Raw genomic sequence first — 20,962 nt, forward strand, 5'->3', positions numbered from 1 at the left:
ATCAGCCATACTTCTGTACGCTATCGGGTACAAACCGAAATGACACTAACGCATCATTTTGCTCCGAGACGCATTTTCGCTTTCCTGACCATGCCTCTTCTCACCGACTGAGGCTCTCTTTGATGACCCTGAAAGGTACTTCTTCTCTTCATCGCACAACTTATTTTCATTTGTGTTTTCATGATAGCACGCTTATTTTTCGAAAGCAACTGATATCCCTCGGTTCAGGAATAATTGAATTTGCGGGAGTGATGTGGTGGGCGCGGAAAAGATAAATAACTATCCGGAATCCATGTTTCTGGCCCCGAATCCGGATGAGAAGATGAATAACTTTCCGGAATCCATGTTTTCGGACACCCTCGAAAAATAAAAAAGCAGGGGACGCCTCGAAAAATGAGATAGCCCCCTACTAAAAAAGCTAGGATTCTTTGACCGATTGGACTTCGTAGCCCAATTTTTGGATCGTTTCACTGATGTCGTTCGCTGAAGTCTTGGTGCCGTCGAATGCGGCTTTGACTTTGCTTGAGTTGAACAACACTTTGACGGTTTCGACCCCCTCGATTTTGCTGACGGCGGATTCGATTTTCTTGATGCAGGATGGGCAAGTGACGGGTCCTAATTGGATAACGGCTTGGCTCATGATTCATTCCTCCTATTTGTCTGGTATGACTATAGTATAAGCGGAATGCGCCGGAAAGAACTTGACCGGCATCAAGTATTCGAAATCATTTTAAGTTTTGAGATACCTTCTGTAAAGCCGCACTGCTTTTTGTTTTGCGGAACAACAAAAAGTAGCTGTAAGCGGTATATTATTATTTTACGGGACGGAAGTTTTAGCAAAATCCGACTTCGTTTCCCTGCATGTCCCTGTCACAGCGGAAACAACAGAGATGATCAATAAGGAAACGCTGCGCTTGATGAAACCGAACGCTTACCTGATCAATTGCGCCCGCGGAGAACTCATCAACGAGGAGGCGCTCCATGAAGCCTTGAAGAGCGGCGTCATCAATGGGGCCGCCCTGGATGTCTTTCAGGAGGAGCCGATCGCGCAGGGTCATCCTTTCTTCGAATTGGATAACCTGATCATGACACCGCATAACGCCATCATCACGCATGAAGCGCTAGATCTGATGGGCTACCATGCAGCCGTCGGAATCGATGATGTACTAAATGGCAGACAGTCGCAATGGCAGGAACGCTTAGTGCAAACTGCTGTGGCAGAAAAAGTTCAATAGAGCGGAAATAAGCTAAAAAATAGAGTGGAAAAGCCATCCGGAAAGGATGCCTGTTCCACTCTATTTATATATACTCACAATGTCTTCATTGCTTCCTCAATCGGATCGAGTTCGTCCGACTCGGTCACGGGCGCTTCCGTTTCGGCATCTAATTTTTCCTCAACTTCAGCAGCCTTCGAGGCGAATTGTTGCTTCACCGTGTCTGTCGTTTCTTGGGCCATTTCTTTGGCTTGATCGACGGCTTCTTTTGCAGTTTCCTTGGCTTTATCGGTGTAGTCCATCACCTTGTCCAAGGTCTCATCGGCTTTGTCGGCCAAATCTTTGCGAATTTCTTTTCCTGGCTTAGGTGACAATAGTAGGGCGATTCCTCCGCCAATCATAATCCCTTTGACGAAACTAGAAAATTTTCCCATTCTTGGTTCCTCCTTCTTCATGCGGCAACGCGAACACTGCCAGCGGACATCAAGACAAACGATTGCTTACCAAGGACCTACCTCAATGTGTACAATACCAACATTTCCTTCTGACATCAGTATATAACACACCAAAAATTATGCAAACGATAACCATCAAGCCTCGTCTAAATATCGCCCATCTTCTTGTTGATCTGAACCATGCTCAACCGACCGGTATGCTCCAGCATGTATTCGTAGTTGGCTAAGTAATCTTTTTCGAAGATGCCGCTGTAGAAAAGATCGAGGATATAGCTGAAACCAGCGGAAGAAGCGAACTGACCGATTTTTGAATAGTACTTTTCCCAAGGCGGGATAAAGAAATTGTAGTCGCAAGCCTCGCTGAGACTGTTCTGGCCGAATGATGTGATGGAGATCGTCTTCGTTCCGCCGTAACGGCAAAGTTTGGCATCGCCTATCGTTTCGCGGGTTTCGCCGGTATAGGACAGCAGGATCGCCACATTTTCTTCATTGGAACGGCTGGCATAATAGTCTTGTTCGCCTGGACCGCTGGCGACGATCACGCGTTTGCCGATGCGCATGCAGTGGTATTGGAATTCCTTGGCATGGGCGATCGTCGAATGGGAGCAGTAGACATTGATCGTTTCGGCCGCATCCAAGAGTGCGATTGCATTCTCCAACTGGTGGTAATCCAAAAGGCTTTTTGTTTCCGCAATGGCGGCTTCCTTCAAGGCTGCAATGTTGGTTGCAATCTTCTGCACTTTATCCCCGCTTTGGATTGGAAAATTGGCGTCCAATGTTTGGGCCGAGTGGGAGTCTGATTTCTGTTCCGTCAAGTACTTCAGTTTGAAATCATTGAATCCTTTGTATCCGAGCTTTTGGCAGACCCGGACGACGGTGGCGTTCGACGTAAAAGTATGCTTTGCCACCTGTAAAGTCGTCATATCGACGACGCTGTCAAAATTATTGATGAAATACTCCACTACCGCTTTTTCCGTTCCGGAAAAAGATTCCGAAGCAAGCTTCGTCTGCAAGTCCATTCTGCTGTTCACCTCATTTAATATCATACGATCCGTAATGCCGTTACACGCAAACGGCAGGATAAAAACAAATTATGTAACCGCTTTCCAAATGCGTCCGGAAGTATATACGCCGGTTCTCTTAATGGTTATGATAGCATTAATAAAGGCTTTAGAGGAGGAAAAAAATGAGTAGATTTCCAAAAGGTTTTTTATGGGGCGGAGCGATTGCTGCGAATCAAGCGGAAGGCGCTTATCTGGAAGATGGCAAAGGGTTGGCCATCTCCGATGTGTTGACGAATGGATTCCTGACCGAGCCGGATAAAGCGATAGACTCGGATAAATATTATCCGAGCCATGAGGCAATTGATTTTTACCACCGATACGGAGAAGACCTGCAGTATATGGAAGAAATGGGCTTTAAAGCTTTCCGGACATCGATTTCTTGGGCGCGCATCTTTCCGACTGGAGAAGAAGAGGAACCGAACGAAAAAGGGCTGCAGTTCTATGATGACCTGTTCGCGGAGATGCTGAAACGCGGCATGGAGCCGGTCGTCACTTTGTCGCATTACGAAACGCCGTATGCTTTGACAGAGAAATACAATGGCTGGGAAAGTCGAGAGCTGATCGGGCTGTTCGAGAAATATTGCAATACCGTGTTCGAACGCTACAAAGACAAAGTCAGCTACTGGATGACTTTCAACGAAATCAACAACATGCACACGATTCCGTTTGCGGCAGGCGCCGTAATTCTGGATGAGACGGATGAAAACGAGAAACTGCGCGTCATCTATCAGGCTTCCCACAACATGTTCGTCGCCAGTGCAAGGGTCAATAAGCACTGCCACGAAATTATGCCGGAAGCGCAGATCGGCTGCATGCTTTCCTTGAGCGCGGTCTATCCGAACACCTGCAAACCGGAGGACATCTTCGGGGCGATGTCGTTGCGAAGACGCTCCTTGTTCTTCGGCGATGTGATGCTGAGAGGGAAATACCCGTCCTATGCCGACCGCATTTTCGAAGAGTTCGGGATCCAACTCGAGATGGGCGAAAACGATCTGGCAGAAATCGCTGCTTATCCGAGTGAGTACCTTGGCTTCAGCTATTACCGCAGCACGACCTACAAAGACGGCATGAAAATCCTGGGCAACACGGGCGGCATCATCGGCGAGAAGAATCCGTACCTGGATGAAACGCCTTGGGGTTGGCAAATCGATCCACTTGGACTGCGTTATGTCTGCAATGAACTGTATGATCGTTATCAAAAACCTCTGTTTATCGTGGAGAACGGCATGGGCAGCAACGATGAGGTGACGGAGGACAACAAGATCCATGATGACTACCGCATCGATTACACCAAGAAACATCTGGTCGAAATGGCCGAGGCAGTGAAGGACGGCGTTCCAATCATGGGCTACACCTATTGGGGACCGATCGATATCGTCAGCGCCGGCACCGGCGAGATGAAGAAGCGCTACGGCTTCGTATACGTCGACAAGGATAATGCAGGCAACGGCTCGCTGAAGCGCCTCAAGAAGGATAGTTTCTATTGGTACAAGGAAGTCATCGCGACAAACGGAGAAAGCCTGTTCGAATAGGACAGGTTGATCATAAGTAAGACAGCTTGGAACAGTTGAAGGAGGAATTTTAAATGAGTTTCATGGACAAACTTAGCTCAGGGATCGATGTCGTCGCCGAAAAGGTCGAGGGGAACAAATATCTCCGCGCCATCAAGGATGCATTCACCGCCTACATGCCTTTCATCATCATCGGTTCGTTCGCATTGCTTTTCAATGTGCTGCTGACGAGCCCGACGACCGGACTTGCCCAATTCGCGCCGTTCAGCTTCCTGACCGCGTTGGCACCGGCATTCAGCACGATCAATTTCGCAACGATGGACATCATGTCCCTGCTCATTCCTTTATTTTTAGCTTCTAATCTTGCAAAAAGCAATAATACGAACCCGTTGATTACAAGCGCGGTCGCATTGATCGCATACGTCATTGTAGTTCCGCAATTCTTCACCACCACAGTCGATGGGGTGCAGCAGGCCGTCAAAGGTTTGCCGGCCACCAGCACCAACGCGTCCGGCCTGTTCATCGGCATGATCTTGACGATTTTGGTCGTCGAACTGTTCACGAAATTATCCAATGTGAATGCTTTGCGCATCAAAATGCCGCCGAGCGTTCCGGGCGGAATCGTTGCTTCCTTCAACGTGCTGTTGCCGATTTTTGTGACCTTGATCATCGTGGCACTTGCAGCTCAATTGTTCCTGAATACCACTGGCATGTACATGAATGAATTTATCTACAAAATCGTGCAGGCACCGTTGGAAAGATTGGTCCAAAGCCCAGGCGGCATCATGCTTTTGGTTATCGTCAGCCAAGTCTTCTGGCTGGTGGGCATCCATGGCGGCTTGATCATTTCGCCGATCCGCAATCCGTTATTAATCGCTGCTTTGGCTAACAACATTGCAGCCGTCCAAGCCGGTGAGCCAGCTACGAATCCTGTCACAATGGGCTTCTGGATGTCCTTCATCGTTCCTGGGGGAGCCGGATTGACGTTGTCGCTGCTGATTGCCATTCTGATCGCTTCCAAACGGGATGACCACAAGGCCGTGGCTAAAGTATCCTTCATGCCCGGCTTATTCGGGATCAGCGAGCCTGTCGTTTTCGGTCTGCCATTAGTATTGAACCCGGTGTTTGCGATTCCGTTCGTCTTCGCATCCAGTATTGGAACGGCGATTGCGCTGTTCTTCAACCAGATTGGCTTCCTGCAGCCGAACACGGTCGATGTGCCGTTCGGCCTTCCGCTTGGCGTAGGTGCTTTCCTTGGCTACGGCATCAACGGCGTCATCGTGCAGATGCTGATCATGGCCTTGGGAGTCGTGATGTACATGCCGTTCGTCTTGGCTGCCAATAAAGTGACGGTTGCGGCGGAAGAAACAGAAACTGTAAGCCAAATTGCTACAGAAAAAATCTAAGCACAGCATAACCACAACAGAAAAGGGGACATAATAATGAAAAGTTACTATCCGAAAGATTTTCTCTGGGGCGGCGCCATCGCCGCCAACCAGGCGGAAGGTGCCTGGAACGTTGACGGAAAGGGCATGTCGGTAGCCGATGTCGCCCGTTTCAAACCAAGCATCTCTGTCGAGGACTACAAGTCGCAATGGCACGTTTCATTGGAGGACATCGCCGTCGCGAAAGAGACCGATGATGTCGTTTATTACCCGAAAAGAAGAGGCATCGACTTCTTCCACCGCTACAAGGAAGATATTGCCTTGTTCGGCGAAATGGGCTTCAAGGTGCTGCGCGTTTCGATCGCCTGGACGCGGATTTTCCCGAACGGAAACGAAGCGGAGCCGAACCAAAAAGGCTTGGATTATTACCGTGATCTGTTGGAAACGCTACGTGCGCACAACATCGAGCCGTTGGTGACGCTGTCGCACTATGAAATGCCGCTCTATCTGGTGGAAAACTACGATGGTTGGGTTTCGCGTGAAGTCGTCGGTTTCTTCACCAAATTCAGCGAGACGGTTTTCCGCGAGTACAAGGATCTGGTGACATATTGGCTCACCTTCAACGAAATCGACAGCGTCTTCCGCCACCCGTTCACAACTGTTGGTGTGGTCGAAGAGAAATACGTCGACAAAAAAGCCGCCGAAGAAGCCATCTACCAAGCGCTGCACCACCAGTTCGTGGCCAGTGCGGAAGCGACCAAGCTGCTGCGCGAAATCATCCCGGGGGCGCAGATGGGCGCGATGCTGACGAAGACGATGACCTATGCGGAAACTTGCGATCCGGATGAGGTGCTGATGGCGCAAAAAGCCAACCGCGACAATCATTTCTACGCGGATGTGCAGATTTTCGGGGAATATCCGAAGCATGTATTGAACTATTTCGAGGAAAACAACTTTCAGATTGCCTGGACTGCTGAGGATCTGCAGCTGTTGAAAGCATACACGGTCGATTTCCTTTCCTTCAGCTATTACATGTCAATGGTCGTATCGAAAAATGAGTCCCAGCGCGAAAAAGTCGGCGGTAACCTGACGACTGGCGTGAAGAATCCGTATCTGGACACCTCCGAGTGGGGCTGGCAAGTCGATCCGGTCGGGCTGCGCATTTCCCTGATCGATCTTTATGACACGTATCGCATTCCTTTGTTCATCGTCGAGAATGGCATCGGCTCGACCGATGTGCTGACCCAAGAAGGCACAGTAGAGGACGATTACCGGATTGCTTATTTCCGCGACCATTTCGAACAGATGAACTTGGCCATCAAGGACGGCGTCGAATTGATGGGGTACACTTCGTGGGGCTGCATCGATATCGTCAGCGCTTCGACTTCCCAGATGACGAAACGTTACGGCTTCGTATATGTGGATGCCGACGATCTCGGCAATGGTACCTACAACCGCTTCCGAAAGAAATCCTTTCATTGGTACAAGGATGTCATCGAAACGAACGGTGCCAGCCTGTACACTGAACAATAGGGCAAGGAACAGAATATGCAGGGAAACCATATCGGGCGGAGTGATTGGCCAACCGATATGGTTTTTTTTGGCAGATTTGCAAAAATTGGCCATCTGCTTTGAGGAGCGTATAATTGAGTTAAGGAAACAATGCCATTGTACAACTGTAAAATCCGTCTGTTTTTGCCTGGAAAAGAGGGGAATCTTCATGAAGTATCCAATTGTTCCAAAGACGCAGAAAGGAAAATGGGCAGTAGGTTTGTTTGTTGCCTTCCTGGTGCTAGGGATTGCAGGGAACCTGATTTCTAACTCTACAGGAAACACCATCGAATATCCCAATCCGATCAATAGCCCTTTGTTGGGGAGTGTGATCTATCTTGCCTTTACGGCAGCGATAGTGGCTTCGATAATGGGAATCCTGGCCGTAAAGAAGGATCATGAGCGCTCGATTCTGGTATTCCTGTTGATACCGATCGGCCTGTTCTTTTTTGTCGCCATCGTGGGTTTTTTGATTGCTAATCTGATCGGCCCGCCGAATTGATAAGACAGGTAAGGCGCTCTTAACAGGGGCGCCTTTTTGTTTGGGGATGTGGATGCGCTTCGAACATGTGAGAAAATCATTTTTCTCCGATTGCTCAACTCCGATGAGCGGATGCTGGCCGGAGTTGGATGTCTTGCGGGGGTCTGCCCTCCGGCGAAGCCGCTGTGGTCGGAGGTGATGATCTTTTTAGAGCCCTATCTCCGGCAGAGAGGGGTTCCCCGGAGAAAAACAAGCTCGCCTATATTTTGCCTGAGAGTCCACAATAATTCGACTTCTTGTCTAACAATATTTACATTGTCCATCCAAAAGTGTTAGTATTATTAATGTAACCGATGCCAGGAAGATTCAAATGAATGGTAGCGGTTGCTGAAAGCTTTTGCATAAGCGAAAGCAATGAAACTGTATGTAACATTTTAGTATAAAAAGATCTAGGAGGATGGACAATGGCTTTAAGAGAAGACTTTTTATGGGGCGGCGCTACTGCTGCCAATCAATGTGAAGGTGGATACAACGCAGGCGGACGCGGTTTGGCCAACGTTGACGTTGTTCCCGTCGGCAAGGACAGAGGGGCCATCATCACAGGAAAAATGAAAATGTTCGATTTTGACGATGAGCATTTCTATCCTGCGTTGGAAGCTATCGACATGTATCACCGCTATAAAGAAGACATCGCACTATTTGGCGAAATGGGCTTCAAAACATACCGTCTATCAATCGCGTGGACACGCATCTTCCCTAACGGCGACGAGCAAGAGCCGAACGAAGAAGGTCTGAAATTCTACGAAGACTTATTCAAAGAGTGTCATAAATACGGAATCGAGCCATTAGTGACAATCACGCATTTCGATTGCCCGATGCACTTAATCACAGAGTACGGCGGCTGGCGCAACCGCAAAATGGTCGGATTCTATGAGAATCTATGCCATGCCATTTTCAACCGCTACAAAGGTCTGGTTAAATATTGGTTGACTTTCAATGAAATCAACGTAATCCTGCACGCGCCATTCATGGGTGCCGGTCTGTACTTCGAAGAAGGCGAAAACGAAGAACAAGTCAAATTCCAATCTGCACATCACGAGTTGGTGGCCAGCGCAATCGCTACCCGCATCGCGCATGAAGTGGATCCTGAAAACCAAGTAGGCTGTATGTTGGCTGCTGGAAACTACTATCCATATACTTGCGATCCTAAAGACGTATTCAAAGCGCAAGAAGAAGACCGTGAAAACTACTTCTTCATCGATGTGCAATCACGCGGCGAATACCCTGCTTACGCACTGAAAAAATTGGAGCGCGAAGGCATCAAAATCGAAATGGAGGAAGGCGACAAAGAAATCCTGAAAGCAAACACAGTCGATTTCATTTCCTTCTCCTATTATTCTTCACGCGTAGCTTCAGCTGACCCTGCAGTGAACGCAAAAACAGGCGGAAACATTTTTGAATCCGTCAAAAATCCTTATTTGGATGCGAGCGAATGGGGCTGGCAGATCGATCCATTGGGACTACGCATCACGATGAATGCGATGTACGATCGCTACCAAAAACCATTGTTCATCGTTGAAAATGGTTTGGGAGCTGTCGATGTGCCGGACGAAAACGGCTATGTCGAAGACGATTACCGCATTGCCTACATGGCGGCGCATATCGAAGCGATGAAGGATGCCGTGAACTTGGATGGCATCGACCTGTTGGGTTACACTAGCTGGGGCTGTATCGACCTTGTCAGCGCAGGAACAGGCGAAATGAAGAAACGTTACGGTTTCATCTACGTCGACCGCGACAACGAAGGCAACGGCACGCTGAAACGTACGAAGAAAAAATCCTTTGACTGGTACAAACAAGTCATCGCCAGCAACGGAGAAGATTTGTCCGTCTAAGGACTAACCGGTTCGCTTGCTGACGCAAGCGGACATTGCACAAGACAATAAAAAGAGCAGCAGCGAGGCAAAAATGCCTCGTTGCTGCTCTTTTTTGTGGTGTACCCACTGTTGGGGTTGGCTTCTCCGGTGAGGGCCTGCTCATCGGAGTTGATGAATGAAACCTGATCGCCAACTCCTGCGAGGGCTTGTTCCCCGGAGGAGCCGGACGAAATCCAGTCGTCAACTCCGGCGAGGATCCGCTCACCGGAGTTGACGACTGAAACCGATCAGTCAGCTCCGATGAAGCTGCTTCTCCTATCTTTTCCGGTAAAAAGCGGTCGGCCTTCCGACCGTCCCGTATTCCAGCCGCATTTCGATGACCTGTTTGTCCTCCAGATAGCGCAGATACTTCCGGACCGACACATGGGAAAGATTCGCCAGACTGGTGATGTCGTTCACTGTGAAATCGCCTTTCTGTTGGTCGATGCAGGACATGATCATGGTCAGCGTCGAAGGGGTCAACCCCTTGTCGATAGCGTCATCTTCCTTCTCTTCAGGGTGATTATCCAGCGATCGGAATTGATCCAACTGCTTTTGCGTAATTGGCTTACGAGTATTGAGCAGTTCCTGGCGCTGAATGAAAGCTTCGATGCTCTTCTCGAAGCGTTTGAACTGGAACGGTTTGAGGATGTAGTCGATGATGCCGCACTGCAGGCCGATGCGGATCGCTTCCTGTTCACCGGCTGCCGTGATCATGATCAGGTCGGCCGGGTAATCCCGTTTCCGCAGCGCCCGGATCAGATCCAAGCCGCTCTTCCCTTGGATGTTGACGTCGACCAGCAGCAAATCGTAAGTATGCTTGCTGGTCAAACGGATGGCCTCATCAAAGCTGCCGCAAGTCCCCGATACGATAAAGCCGGGTATTTTCTCCAGATAGCGACGATTGATGGACAGCACCATCGGATCGTCCTCCACAATCAATACATGATAGACCATCAGTTTCCTTCCTTTCGGTACGCCGTCTTCAGAGAAATCTTAACCCGGCGCTCATTGCTTTCGATTTCCAGTTGTCCGTCCACTCTTTTCAGCAGTTGGGAAATGACCGGCGCGTGCAGTTCTTCCGTCAGCCGAACCTTCGTGGCGGGTTCCAGCTGCATTTCGTAAACGGTCTCCAACCGGTCGTTCCAGAAGCCGAAATGGATCTGCAGGTCATCGGCCAACCGGTTTTCCAAAATGAATTGGTCCAGGAAACGGATGATGTTGATCCAGCACTGGACAGCCGTGTGATCGGTGGTCGGCGGCACATCCGGGTAGACTTCGATCATGAACGGATAGTTCTGCTCGGTGAACTTGCTGCGCTCGCCGATCAGGAAGCCTGCGATGACGGGATTTTTGACCAGGAAAATCATGCGATGCGAAAATTCCTGCTCCGGTTCGAGTATTTTGCTTAAGTAGTCGTTCAGTTCCTCATATTCCTCCAGATCCGCCAAACCGTAGATGACATGCAGTTTGTTCAGGAAGTCATGCGATTGTGTCTGCAGGGTGGTGGTGTAGGTGGCCGCGTTGAACAACTGATCCGTCAGCAGATAGAGCTCGGTGGCATCACGCATCAGGATGATCTGGCCGATGACTTTCTTAGAAACGGTGATCGGTGCGGTTGAAAGCAAATAGTCCACGCCGTCCTGATGATAAATCCGGTCGGTCGTTTTGTTTTGTCCGGTCAACAGCTTTAGGTCTTGCGCAACAGGCAACAGCGATTGGATGGGCATGCCGATGATGGTCTTGTCCACTTCCTCCCCACCATCCTCTCCATTCTCCGTTGTTCCATCCGATGAAAGCGGCCGGAACAACTTTTTGGCCTCCAGATTGGAAAGAACGACTCGGTTGTCCTTGTCGGTGACGATGATGGCATCTTTCGTGTTCTCCAGCATCGCATTGCGTTCTTCCAATAGCCGGGCTATCTCGATGGGCTCCAGGTTGTACATTTGGTTTTTGAGATGGAAAGCTGTGAAAATTGCTGCGGCAGCTCCGAACAGTAGGCTGACCGCGAAACTGACGGAGAAAGGCTGCATCGTTTTTTTGGCGATCGAAGTGAGCGTTGTCGTCTTGATGCCGATTGCGACGACGCCGATTTCCACGTTTTCCGCATTGAAGACGGGGACAAAGGCGCGCAATGATTGGCCCAACGTACCTTGCGCGATTGAAGTCGTCTCCTGTCCCGAGAGGGCGGCTTCTTCATCGCCACCCTGGAAGGGGGCATTGATCTTTTCCGGATCGGGATGGGTCAGGCGGATGCGGTCCATCGTCATGACCACGACGAAGTCCAACTGGTAAGTTTCGGTTATCTGATTGGCATAGGTCTGCACTTCCGGATTGGTGGCTCCGTCGCTCAGCGTTTGGATCACCAACGGCTGTGCAGCCACGATTTCGGCGATGGACAAGAGCTGTTCCTCTTCCTGCTTCTGCGTCGCTTCATAGATGCGGTTCGTCAGCAACAGGTACAGAACGCTGACCGTCAGAGCCACCGTCACCAATACCATGAGGGTGAGCTTTACCCATAAGCGCTGATTTTTCCATTTTTGCTTCAATTTGATCATTCATCCATGTTCCCTTCCTATTACACAGCCATTATACCAAACGAAAAGTAGGCGTTCTCAATTTAATTAATTGAATAACACTTAAATTAATTAAATAATCTATTTTAAATCTGTAAGCGATAGCATAATGAAACCATGTTAAAGAAAGCGCTTCAAGATTGCGGTTAATCAAAAGGAGGAGAAGGAAAGTGAGAGACACGACAAAAGAATTGGAGCTTGAACAGCTCCCGGGCATTTCAGAGTTGACGGTTTTCGACAGATTCAAGAATGCGAAGGTAGGCGCGATTCCGTTGCCGACTTATCTCGTGATGTCAGCCATTATAATAACTTCTGCGTATCTGGGCGAATTGCCCGTCAACATGCTGGGCGGTTTCGCAGTCATCTTGAGTTTGGGTTGGCTACTGGGTGGGATCGGTGCAAGCATCCCGGGATTGAAGAATTTCGGGGGATCGGCCATCCTGTCGCTTATGGTGCCATCGATCATGGTATTCATGAATATATTCAATCAAAATACGCTGGATGCAGCGAACATGCTGATGAGGGAAGCAAACTTCCTGTATTTCTACATCGCCTGTCTTGTCTGCGGCAGTATTCTGGGGATGCACCGCAAGATTCTGGTGCAAGGTTTGATTCGGATGATCATCCCGATGGCAGTAGCGATGATCGCTGCATTGATCGTCGGAACTTCAATTGGAACTTTGTTGGGACTAGGTTTTGAGCATACGCTTTTCTACATCGTGACACCGATCATCGCCGGCGGAATCGGCGAAGGCATCCTGCCGTTATCGCTTGGTTACAGCGCAATCACCGGCATCCCGAGTGGAGAATTGGTTGGACAATTGATTCCGGCAACAATCATCGGTAACTTCTTCGCGATCATCTGTTCCGGTATTTTGAATCGCCTAGGCGAAAAATATCCTGAGAAAAGCGGTAAGGGCCAATTGATCAAATTCGGTGGCGACGACGATATGGCTGATGCCATGCAGGAAGACAAGAGCCCGCTGGACATCAAATTGATGGGTGCTGGCGTGTTGACGGCCTGCACACTTTTCATCGCAGGTGGACTTTTGGAAAGACTTACGGGCTTCCCGGGTCCGGTTCTGATGATCCTGATTGCTGCAACTATCAAATACTTGAGCCTGTTGCCTAAAGATGTTGAAAAAGGCTCAAAACAGCTGTACAAATTCGTTTCCGGCAACTTCACATTCCCGTTGATGGTCGGCTTGGGCTTGTTGTACATCCCGCTTAAAGACGTCGTCGGCATGCTTTCTTGGCAGTATTTCGTGGTCGTGATCTCAGTCGTGTTGACTGTAGTGCTAACTGGTTTCTTCGTCGGTGGGAAAATGAACATGAACCCGATCGAAGCAGCCATCGTAACGGCTTGCCAAAGCGGCATGGGCGGAACCGGCGATGTTGCCATCCTATCGGCTTCGAACCGTATGAATCTGATGCCGTTTGCCCAAGTAGCTACCCGTTTGGGTGGAGCCATCACCGTCATTTCCATGACATCCTTATTGCGTTTCCTGTTCTAACAACATAAGAACCAAAAACTAAAACGAGAAGAAAGAGAGTGTGTTCATTATGACAAATGTAAATGAAAAAGCATTGGCTATCAGCAAAAAATTCGGCGGTAAATTGGAGGTCATCTCAAAAGTGCCGATTGAAACAATGGAAGATCTGAGCATCGCCTATACACCGGGCGTCGCTGCTGTCTGTATGGAAATCGCGAACAACAAGGAATCCGTTTATACTTATACAACCAAGAAAAATTTGGTTGCCGTCGTAACGGATGGATCGGCTGTCCTGGGCTTGGGCAATATCGGACCGGAAGCAGCCATTCCGGTTATGGAAGGCAAAGCGGCCTTGTTCAAACGCTTCGGGAATGTGGATGCCGTTCCGATTTCCTTGAATACGCAGGATGTTGAAGAAATCATCTCGCACGTTGCTGCCATCGCACCTTCTTTCGGCGGGATCAACCTGGAAGACATCAGCGCGCCTCGCTGTTTCGAAATCGAACGTCGCTTGAAAGAGATGTTGGACATTCCGGTCTTCCATGATGACCAACACGGGACCGCGATCATTGTGCTGGCTGCCCTTTACAATTCCTTGCGCCTGACAGGCAAAAAAATCGATGAGATTCAAGTGGTCGTCAATGGCGGCGGTGCTGCAGGGATCGCCATCAGCCAAATGTTCCTTTCCGCTGGCATCAAGAATCTGATGGTCGTGGATCGCACCGGCATCATTTCCGAAACCGATCCTGAATTGGCCGAACGCCATGTGGAAATCTCAAAAGTGACGAACCGCAGCTTCCGGACCGGCACTTTGGAGGATGCAGTTGTCGGGATGGACGTATTCGTCGGCGTATCCGCGCCGGGCGTCCTGAAGAAGGAATGGATCGCAACCATGAACGAAAAACCGGTCATCTTCGCGATGGCGAACCCGACACCGGAAATCTTCCCGGATGAAGCGAAAGCAGGCGGCGCCTATATCGTCGGCACCGGCCGCAGCGACTTCCCGAACCAAATCAACAATGTGCTGGCATTCCCAGGGATCTTCCGCGGCGCCTTGGATGCCCGTGCCAAAGACATCACGATCGAAATGCAGCTTGCTGCAGCGCGCGGCATCGCCAGCATCGTCAGCGATGAGGAACTGAACGTAGACTACATCATGCCGGATGTCTTCACTCCGGGCGTGGCTGACATCGTAGCCGCCAGCGTTATGAACGCAGTCAAAAAAGAGGAAGTACTTGTTTAAAGCATAAATGTAGAGGGAAGAAGGTGCCGATTAGCTTCGGTGCCTTCTTTTTTCGCGGTTTCCGGTAATTTAGGGTGGGTTCGGAAGTCGGGAGTGTCGACTGAACGGAGGACGGAGAATGCAGAACAGTCGAGACAAGTCGAGGGCGTCGGCTGAACAGGGGGCGAAGAATGTAGAACAGCCGAGACAAGTCGAGGGTGTCGGCTGAACAGAGGACAAAGAATGCAGAACAGTCAACACAAGTTGAGTGTGTTGCCTGAACAGGGGACGAAGAATGCGGAAAAGCCGACGAACTCCAGTATGGAAGCGGTTGGGCTATTAGAACGAGACAACAAATCAAAACCACCCGTAGCAACATAACGGGTGGTTTTGATTTCAGCTGTCTGTATTCATTTTCAGATTCTGGATGTTCAGGAAGTTCTGCGTGGACCTAGCCACACCCCCGAATAAGGTCGCTTTTCTCTTGAGCGAGCTGCTGACGACACTGGTGTCACATGAAAATTTACCTTTGAGATCACCCTTAAGAATACTGATCAATTCAGGGATTTGCGAATAAATGGAACTGTTGATAACCACGAGATCTGGTTCGTATATCACCGCCAAATTATTAACTGCTATGCTCAAATAATGCGCATTGGTCCGAAGTGTTTTTTGGACAATGGGATCGCCTTTTTTGTAGCGTTCAATCACTACCGACGAATTGACGTCCGGCAACGCAAGCATCTGCTCCAATTCGCTGTAGATGGCCTGGTGGGATGCGTATTGTTCGAGGCAACCTTCATTGCCGCATGGACACTTCCGGCCATCAGGGTAGAGGATACTGTGGCCAATTTCACCGGCTATACCTTTTTTCCCGGTCCTCAGTTTCCCATTTTCTACAATTCCGGCTCCGATGCCCGTATGGATGCTCAGGCTGACGACGCTGTCCGAAATGGATCCGAAGGTATATTCACCGAGCGCCGCCAGATTCGCTTCATTTTCCAAATATACATAAAAGGGGTAAATTTCTTCCAATTGAGCCTTCAGATTGCTCTGCAAAGTATAGTTCGGTGTAAAGATGATTTCTTCCTGATTGACGAGTCCGTGGATCGCAACGCAGACTCCCGTGATGCCGTGCGGCGTTTCCACAGCATGTTGCGTCAATTTTTCAACCATTTCCGTGATATAGTCGAGGACATTGGCGGAGGAAACTTTGATGCCTCTGATTTCGGATTCATAAAGGACCTTTCCATCGATATAAGCGATGAGCCCCTCTATGTAATTGGGTGCGACATCCAAGGAAAGGGTAAGCGCAGCTTTTCCATTGAAAGTGAGCATGATGGGCTTCCTGCCGCCGATTCGGGCTGCGTCGCCGACCCGGTCCTCATGGATCAATCCGTCGTCCAACAGTTTTTTGGTGATCGCGGACACGGAAGCTTTGTTCAGTCCGATATGGACGGATAATTCAGCGCGGGAAATTTCTTTCTGGCCAATGATTGCATTCAAAATGGTGGCCTCGTTGTTTTCGCGGATTGTGTATTTGCTATGAATCAATAAAACCACTCCTTCTTCCTTCGTTATCTATCATATATCTTCTGAAAGCGCTTGACAACAAAAAAATAATCGTTTATATTATGTTCATGAGTTAGTTGAGCGAACTAACCCAAAGACAAGATAACATTTTTGAGGAGGAAAAGAAATGAGTTATTTTTCAACAGTAGATAAAATTAAATATGAAGGCGTTACCACAGAGAACCCGATGGCATTCCGTCATTACAATCCGTCAGAAGTCGTGATGGGCAAAACGATGAAAGAGCATTTACGTTTTGGTGTCGCTTACTGGCACACAATGACGCAGGACGGTTCTGATCCTTTCGGAAGCCCTACGAATATCCGCACATGGGAAGGGTCCACTCCGATGGAAACCGCAAAAAACCGTGTGGAAGCTTTCTTTGAAATTTTGGAAAAATTGGATGTTGAATTCTTCTGCTTCCACGATGTCGATATCGCCCCAGAAGGAAATTCCCTTGAAGAATTTTTCAAAAATATCGATGAAATCACAGACCTGATCAAAGCGAAGATGGATCAAACCGGCATCAAACTCTTGTGGAATACAGCAAACATGTTCTCCCACCCACGTTATGTGAACGGGGCAGCTTCCTCCAATAGCGCTGAAGTTTTTGCCTATGCAGCGGCACAAGTGAAAAAAGGCTTGGACATCAGCAAGAAATTGGACGGCGCAAACTACGTCTTCTGGGGCGGCCGTGAAGGTTATGAATCCTTGTTGAATACGGACATGAAATTCGAGCAAGATAACATTGCCCGTTTGTTCAAAATGGCAGTGGCTTACGGCGAGAAGATCGGCCACAAACCACAGTTCCTGATCGAACCGAAACCGATGGAGCCATCCAAGCACCAATATGACTTCGATGCAGCAACAACAATGGCTTTTATCCAAAAATATGGTTTGGAAGGCGACTTCAAACTGAACCTGGAAGCGAACCATGCGACATTGGCTGGACATACATTTGAGCATGAGATGAATGTGGCCCGTTGCTACGACGCTTTAGGATCGATTGATGCCAACCAAGGCGACATGCTGTTGGGTTGGGATACAGACGAATTCCCGACAAACATCTACGATACGACATTGGCTATGTATGAAATCCTTGAGAACGGCGGGATTGCACCGGGCGGAATCAACTTCGATTCCAAAGTACGCCGCTCTTCATTCGAGATGGAAGATCTGTTGTTGGCACATATTGCCGGGATGGACACTTTTGCCCGAGGATTGAAAGCTGCTGCTAAGTTGAAAGAGGAACGTTTCTTCGATGACCTGAAAGACAAACGCTATGCCAGCTACAACGATGGCGTTGGCGCAAGAATCTTGTCGGACAAAGAAACTTTGGAATCATTGACAGAGTATTCCCTGCAAAACGGAGACATCAAATTAGAGTCGAGCCATCTTGAATTCGTCAAATCCCGCTTGAACGACTACTTGGTATAATCCATACAGAAGTCGTTCGGTTGATGGATGCAACAGAAGAGGAGCAAAAATTATGGCGTATGTGTTAGGAATAGATTTGGGAACAAGTTCATTGAAGGGGTTGCTACTGGATGAGCAAGGAAAGGCAGTAGCTTCCGCCCAAAAAGAGTATCCGCTGATCCATCCGAAATCCGGATACAGCGAACAGGATCCGGGGCAATGGATCCTGGCCTGCGAATATGTACTGGACAGGCTGAAGGATGAAGTTGCGGACTTCACTGCACAATTGGAGGGAATCAGCTTCTCCGGCCAAATGCACAGTTTGGTTGTGCTGGATGAAGATAATAATGTCCTCCGCAATGCGATTCTGTGGAATGACGTCAGGACCACCGAACAGTGCAAGGCGATCACCGACGCTTTCGGAGAAGAACTGCTTGCGATCACAAAAAATATTGCGTTGGAAGGATTCACTTTACCAAAAATTCTGTGGATCCAGGAAAACGAGCCGGAAATCTGGGACAAGGTGCGGCACATGCTGCTTCCAAAGGATTATCTGGGATATTGGATGACTGGCACCATGCATATGGATTACTCGGATGCAGCCGGCACGCTACTTCTGGATGTTGAAAAGAAAGAATGGTCTAAAGCTGTTCTCGAAAAATTTCGCATCCCGGAAACCTATCTGCCTGAATTGATCGAATCTTCGGGCATGACCGGAAACCTGCGGCCGGAACTGGCGAACCGCTTCGGCTTTGAAAAGGAAGTAAAAATATTTGCGGGTGGGGCAGATAACGCCTGCGCTGCGATTGGCGCAGGTATCGTGAACGCTGAGACAGGCATGGCCAGCATCGGAACATCCGGTGTGTTCCTCGCATTCGAGGATTCGGCTGAGCAGGATTACCAAGGCAAGTTGCATCTGTTCAACCACACGATTGAGGATGGCTACTACTCGATGGGCGTCACCTTGGCGGCAGGCCACAGCCTCAACTGGTTCAAGGATACGTTCGCGCCGGACAGCACGTTCGAGGAACTGCTGGAAGGCATGGATGCGATCAAACCGGGTGCAGACGGCTTGCTGTTCACCCCGTATATCGTCGGGGAACGTACGCCGCATGTCGACAGCAAAATCCGCGGCAGTTTCATCGGGATGGATACAAATCATACGATCAAACATTTTGGACGTGCAGTTCTGGAAGGGATCACCTTCTCCTTGAAGGATTCGCAAGTATTGATGGAGAAAGTAGCTGGCAAATCCTTTAAGCGGATTGTTTCCGTTGGCGGGGGCGCCAAAAATCCGGATTGGCTGCAGATCCAAGCAGATGTTTTCGATGCCGAAATCGCCTATCTGGAAGTCGAACAGGGACCTGGGTTGGGTGCTGCAATGTTGGCTGCGGTCGGACTTGGGTGGTTCCCGACAGTGACTGCTTGCGCGGACGTATTTGTTGCCTACAAAGATGTCTTACGGCCTATTCCGGAAAACGTTGCAGCCTACCAAAAAATATATGCACTGTATACGCAAGTTTACGGAGCGACTAAAGAATTGTGTCATGCATTGGCGAAAGAATAACAGTCTATTTGTGCAGAAATTTGAGCGTGCATCATTAAGATTTTTGGGTTTGAATCATGGGAACGAATCGTGGCTGGAGGGTATGAAACCATCCAGCCACGATTCGCGAAATGATGCCGAGGAACGGGCAACTCATTTAATGTAAGCGTTATTTTTATTGGTGTGGTACAGATGTAAAAATAATCAGCAGTGGAGGAATTCGGAATGGGATTCAGTTTGAAAAAAGGTATCCTTGCAACAGCAACTTTGTTATCTGCATTGGTGTTAGGAGCTTGCGGAAGTGGTAACGCTTCTACCGGAGAAAGTGGTTATGTCGGGATTGCGATGCCAACGAAATCGATGGAACGATGGATTTCGGACGGTAACAACATGGTGACGGAATTGGAGAAGCTGGGTTATAAAACGGACTTGCAATATGGAGAAGACAAAGTCGAAAATCAGATTGCGCAAATCGAGAACATGATCACGAAAGGTGTCGATCTTTTGGTGATAGCCCCCATCGATGGTTCTGCTTTGACAAACGTTTTGGAAAAAGCTGCGAACGAGGATATTGAAGTCATCGCTTACGACCGTCTGTTGATGAATTCCGAGCATGTAGATTACTATGCAACATTCGACAACTTCGGCGTTGGGGTTCTACAGGCTTCCTATATCGAAGATGCATTGAACTTGAGTGAAGGTGAAGGCCCTTATAATATTGAATTATTTAGTGGATCTCCAGATGACAATAATGCTTTGATCAATTACGATGGTGTGATGTCCGTGTTCCAACAGTACCTTGACAGCGGTCAACTGGTTGTTCGTTCCGGTCAAACAAAATTTAGTCAAATCGCTACGCTGCGCTGGGACGGGTCGACTGCCCAAGGACGGATGGATAATCTGTTGAGCGCAAACTATTCAGATGAAACATTGGATGCCGTCTTGTCTCCTAATGATACGATCAGTCTAGGGGTTATCTCTTCATTGAAAGGGGTAGGCTATGGCTCCGCAGACAAACCGATGCCGGTCATCACAGGACAAGATGCAGATCAAGCAGGTGTGAAATCGATCATTGCCGGCGAACAAACGCAGACAGTATTCAAAGATACGCGTATCTTGGCTAAAAATACAATCGAGATGATCGAAGCCATCTTCAAGGGTGAAGAAGTGCCTGTCAATGACACCGAAACCTACGACAACAGCGTTAAAGTGGTGCCGACCTATTTGGCAAACCCAATCTCGGTCGATAAAGAAAACTATAAAGCTGAACTGATTGATACCGAATATTACACAGAAGAAGATTTAGCGCAATAAGCAGAATGCACGAAGAAGGGGTTGTCTCATTAGGGACAGCCTCTTCTTCGTGCATTCATTTTAGCGTTTTGTAAAACTTTATTTGGAGTAATAGATGAGATTGTTCTCCTCCGGTGAACGGAGGCTACGCCGGAGGACGCCCCACATTATAAGTCTGTGTTCCGACGAGGATAGTCTCGCAGGAGGAGAATCCGCAAGATACCGCTCAACTCCGGCCAGCGGAGCCTAACCGGAGGAGGGCACAGATA

At 48.9% G+C, this 20,962-nt stretch carries 18 protein-coding genes; 12 read left to right on the forward strand and 6 right to left on the reverse strand.

All coding sequences use genetic code 11. The features are described from left to right. Positions 1-418: 418 nt before the first annotated feature. A complete protein-coding gene (locus C7R56_RS08190; RefSeq protein ID WP_107996054.1) occupies positions 419-640 on the reverse strand; it encodes a heavy-metal-associated domain-containing protein in 222 nt (73 codons plus the stop codon). 166 nt (positions 641-806) lie between these two features. Here C7R56_RS08190 and C7R56_RS08195 point away from each other — a divergent pair, with 166 nt between their 5' ends. Next, a complete protein-coding gene (locus tag C7R56_RS08195; RefSeq protein ID WP_107996055.1) occupies positions 807-1,235 on the forward strand; it encodes an NAD(P)-dependent oxidoreductase in 429 nt (142 codons plus the stop codon). A 74-nt stretch (positions 1,236-1,309) separates the two neighbouring features. Here C7R56_RS08195 and C7R56_RS08200 read toward each other — a convergent pair whose 3' ends face one another. Both C7R56_RS08200 and C7R56_RS08205 read right to left on the reverse strand, forming a co-directional pair. After that, positions 1,310-1,648 carry a YtxH domain-containing protein gene (locus tag C7R56_RS08200; RefSeq protein WP_159072204.1) on the reverse strand — a complete coding sequence of 113 codons (339 nt, stop codon included), beginning with the start codon at positions 1,646-1,648 and terminating at the stop codon, positions 1,310-1,312. 167 nt (positions 1,649-1,815) lie between these two features. Then, the gene (locus C7R56_RS08205) at positions 1,816-2,688 is read right to left on the reverse strand and encodes a MurR/RpiR family transcriptional regulator (protein WP_159072205.1); all 873 of its coding nucleotides are present in this window, start codon (positions 2,686-2,688) and stop codon (positions 1,816-1,818) included. A 167-nt stretch (positions 2,689-2,855) separates the two neighbouring features. On the opposite strand from C7R56_RS08205, the gene C7R56_RS08210 reads away from it, so the two are divergent. The 5 genes from C7R56_RS08210 (at position 2,856) to C7R56_RS08230 (ending at position 9,556) form a co-directional block, all read left to right on the forward strand. Further along, positions 2,856-4,265, forward strand: coding sequence for a glycoside hydrolase family 1 protein (locus C7R56_RS08210; RefSeq protein WP_107996058.1), 1,410 nt, complete (start codon positions 2,856-2,858; stop codon positions 4,263-4,265). Between the two features lie 53 nt (positions 4,266-4,318). Further along, positions 4,319-5,650: a PTS sugar transporter subunit IIC gene (locus tag C7R56_RS08215; RefSeq protein ID WP_107996059.1), complete on the forward strand. Its 1,332-nt coding sequence runs from the start codon at positions 4,319-4,321 to the stop codon at positions 5,648-5,650. Positions 5,651-5,683: 33 nt separating this feature from the next. After that, complete coding sequence (locus tag C7R56_RS08220) at positions 5,684-7,162, forward strand: glycoside hydrolase family 1 protein (RefSeq protein WP_107996060.1); 1,479 nt, start codon at positions 5,684-5,686, stop codon at positions 7,160-7,162. 187 nt (positions 7,163-7,349) lie between these two features. Continuing rightward, on the forward strand, positions 7,350-7,682 hold the full coding sequence (locus tag C7R56_RS08225; protein ID WP_107996061.1) for a hypothetical protein: 333 nt from the start codon (positions 7,350-7,352) through the stop codon (positions 7,680-7,682). A gap of 443 nt (positions 7,683-8,125) precedes the next feature. Continuing rightward, positions 8,126-9,556 (forward strand): 6-phospho-beta-glucosidase, encoded by a 1,431-nt coding sequence (locus tag C7R56_RS08230; protein ID WP_107996062.1) that lies wholly within the window; start codon positions 8,126-8,128, stop codon positions 9,554-9,556. Positions 9,557-9,853: 297 nt separating this feature from the next. Here C7R56_RS08230 and C7R56_RS08235 read toward each other — a convergent pair whose 3' ends face one another. Then, the gene (locus tag C7R56_RS08235) at positions 9,854-10,534 is read right to left on the reverse strand and encodes a response regulator (RefSeq protein ID WP_107996063.1); all 681 of its coding nucleotides are present in this window, start codon (positions 10,532-10,534) and stop codon (positions 9,854-9,856) included. Then, entirely contained in the window at positions 10,534-12,135 is a 1,602-nt protein-coding gene (locus C7R56_RS08240) for a Spo0B domain-containing protein (RefSeq protein ID WP_234402613.1), read from the reverse strand. Before C7R56_RS08240 ends, C7R56_RS08235 begins: the two co-directional genes overlap by 1 nt. A gap of 233 nt (positions 12,136-12,368) precedes the next feature. Here C7R56_RS08240 and C7R56_RS08245 point away from each other — a divergent pair, with 233 nt between their 5' ends. From C7R56_RS08245 to C7R56_RS09030, 3 genes are all read left to right on the forward strand, one after another. After that, entirely contained in the window at positions 12,369-13,667 is a 1,299-nt protein-coding gene (locus C7R56_RS08245) for a 2-hydroxycarboxylate transporter family protein (protein ID WP_234402620.1), read from the forward strand. Between the two features lie 49 nt (positions 13,668-13,716). Then, positions 13,717-14,889, forward strand: coding sequence for an NAD(P)-dependent malic enzyme (locus tag C7R56_RS08250; protein WP_107996064.1), 1,173 nt, complete (start codon positions 13,717-13,719; stop codon positions 14,887-14,889). A gap of 222 nt (positions 14,890-15,111) precedes the next feature. Beyond that, positions 15,112-15,249: a hypothetical protein gene (locus C7R56_RS09030; protein ID WP_159072206.1), complete on the forward strand. Its 138-nt coding sequence runs from the start codon at positions 15,112-15,114 to the stop codon at positions 15,247-15,249. Between the two features lie 15 nt (positions 15,250-15,264). Here the strand turns inward: C7R56_RS09030 and C7R56_RS08255 are convergent, their stop codons facing one another. Beyond that, positions 15,265-16,422 (reverse strand): ROK family transcriptional regulator, encoded by a 1,158-nt coding sequence (locus C7R56_RS08255; protein WP_107996065.1) that lies wholly within the window; start codon positions 16,420-16,422, stop codon positions 15,265-15,267. A gap of 145 nt (positions 16,423-16,567) precedes the next feature. Here C7R56_RS08255 and xylA point away from each other — a divergent pair, with 145 nt between their 5' ends. The 3 genes from xylA (at position 16,568) to chvE (ending at position 20,714) form a co-directional block, all read left to right on the forward strand. After that, positions 16,568-17,875, forward strand: a complete 1,308-nt coding sequence (gene xylA, locus C7R56_RS08260; protein WP_107996066.1) for a xylose isomerase — start codon at positions 16,568-16,570, stop codon at positions 17,873-17,875. A gap of 52 nt (positions 17,876-17,927) precedes the next feature. Next, positions 17,928-19,421: a xylulokinase gene (xylB, locus tag C7R56_RS08265; RefSeq protein ID WP_107996067.1), complete on the forward strand. Its 1,494-nt coding sequence runs from the start codon at positions 17,928-17,930 to the stop codon at positions 19,419-19,421. A 204-nt stretch (positions 19,422-19,625) separates the two neighbouring features. Continuing rightward, complete coding sequence (gene chvE / locus C7R56_RS08270; RefSeq protein ID WP_107996068.1) at positions 19,626-20,714, forward strand: multiple monosaccharide ABC transporter substrate-binding protein; 1,089 nt, start codon at positions 19,626-19,628, stop codon at positions 20,712-20,714. The last annotated feature ends 248 nt before the right edge of the window (positions 20,715-20,962 follow it).

This window comes from Trichococcus paludicola (assembly GCF_003052295.1).
Taxonomy (GTDB): domain Bacteria; phylum Bacillota; class Bacilli; order Lactobacillales; family Aerococcaceae; genus Trichococcus; species Trichococcus paludicola.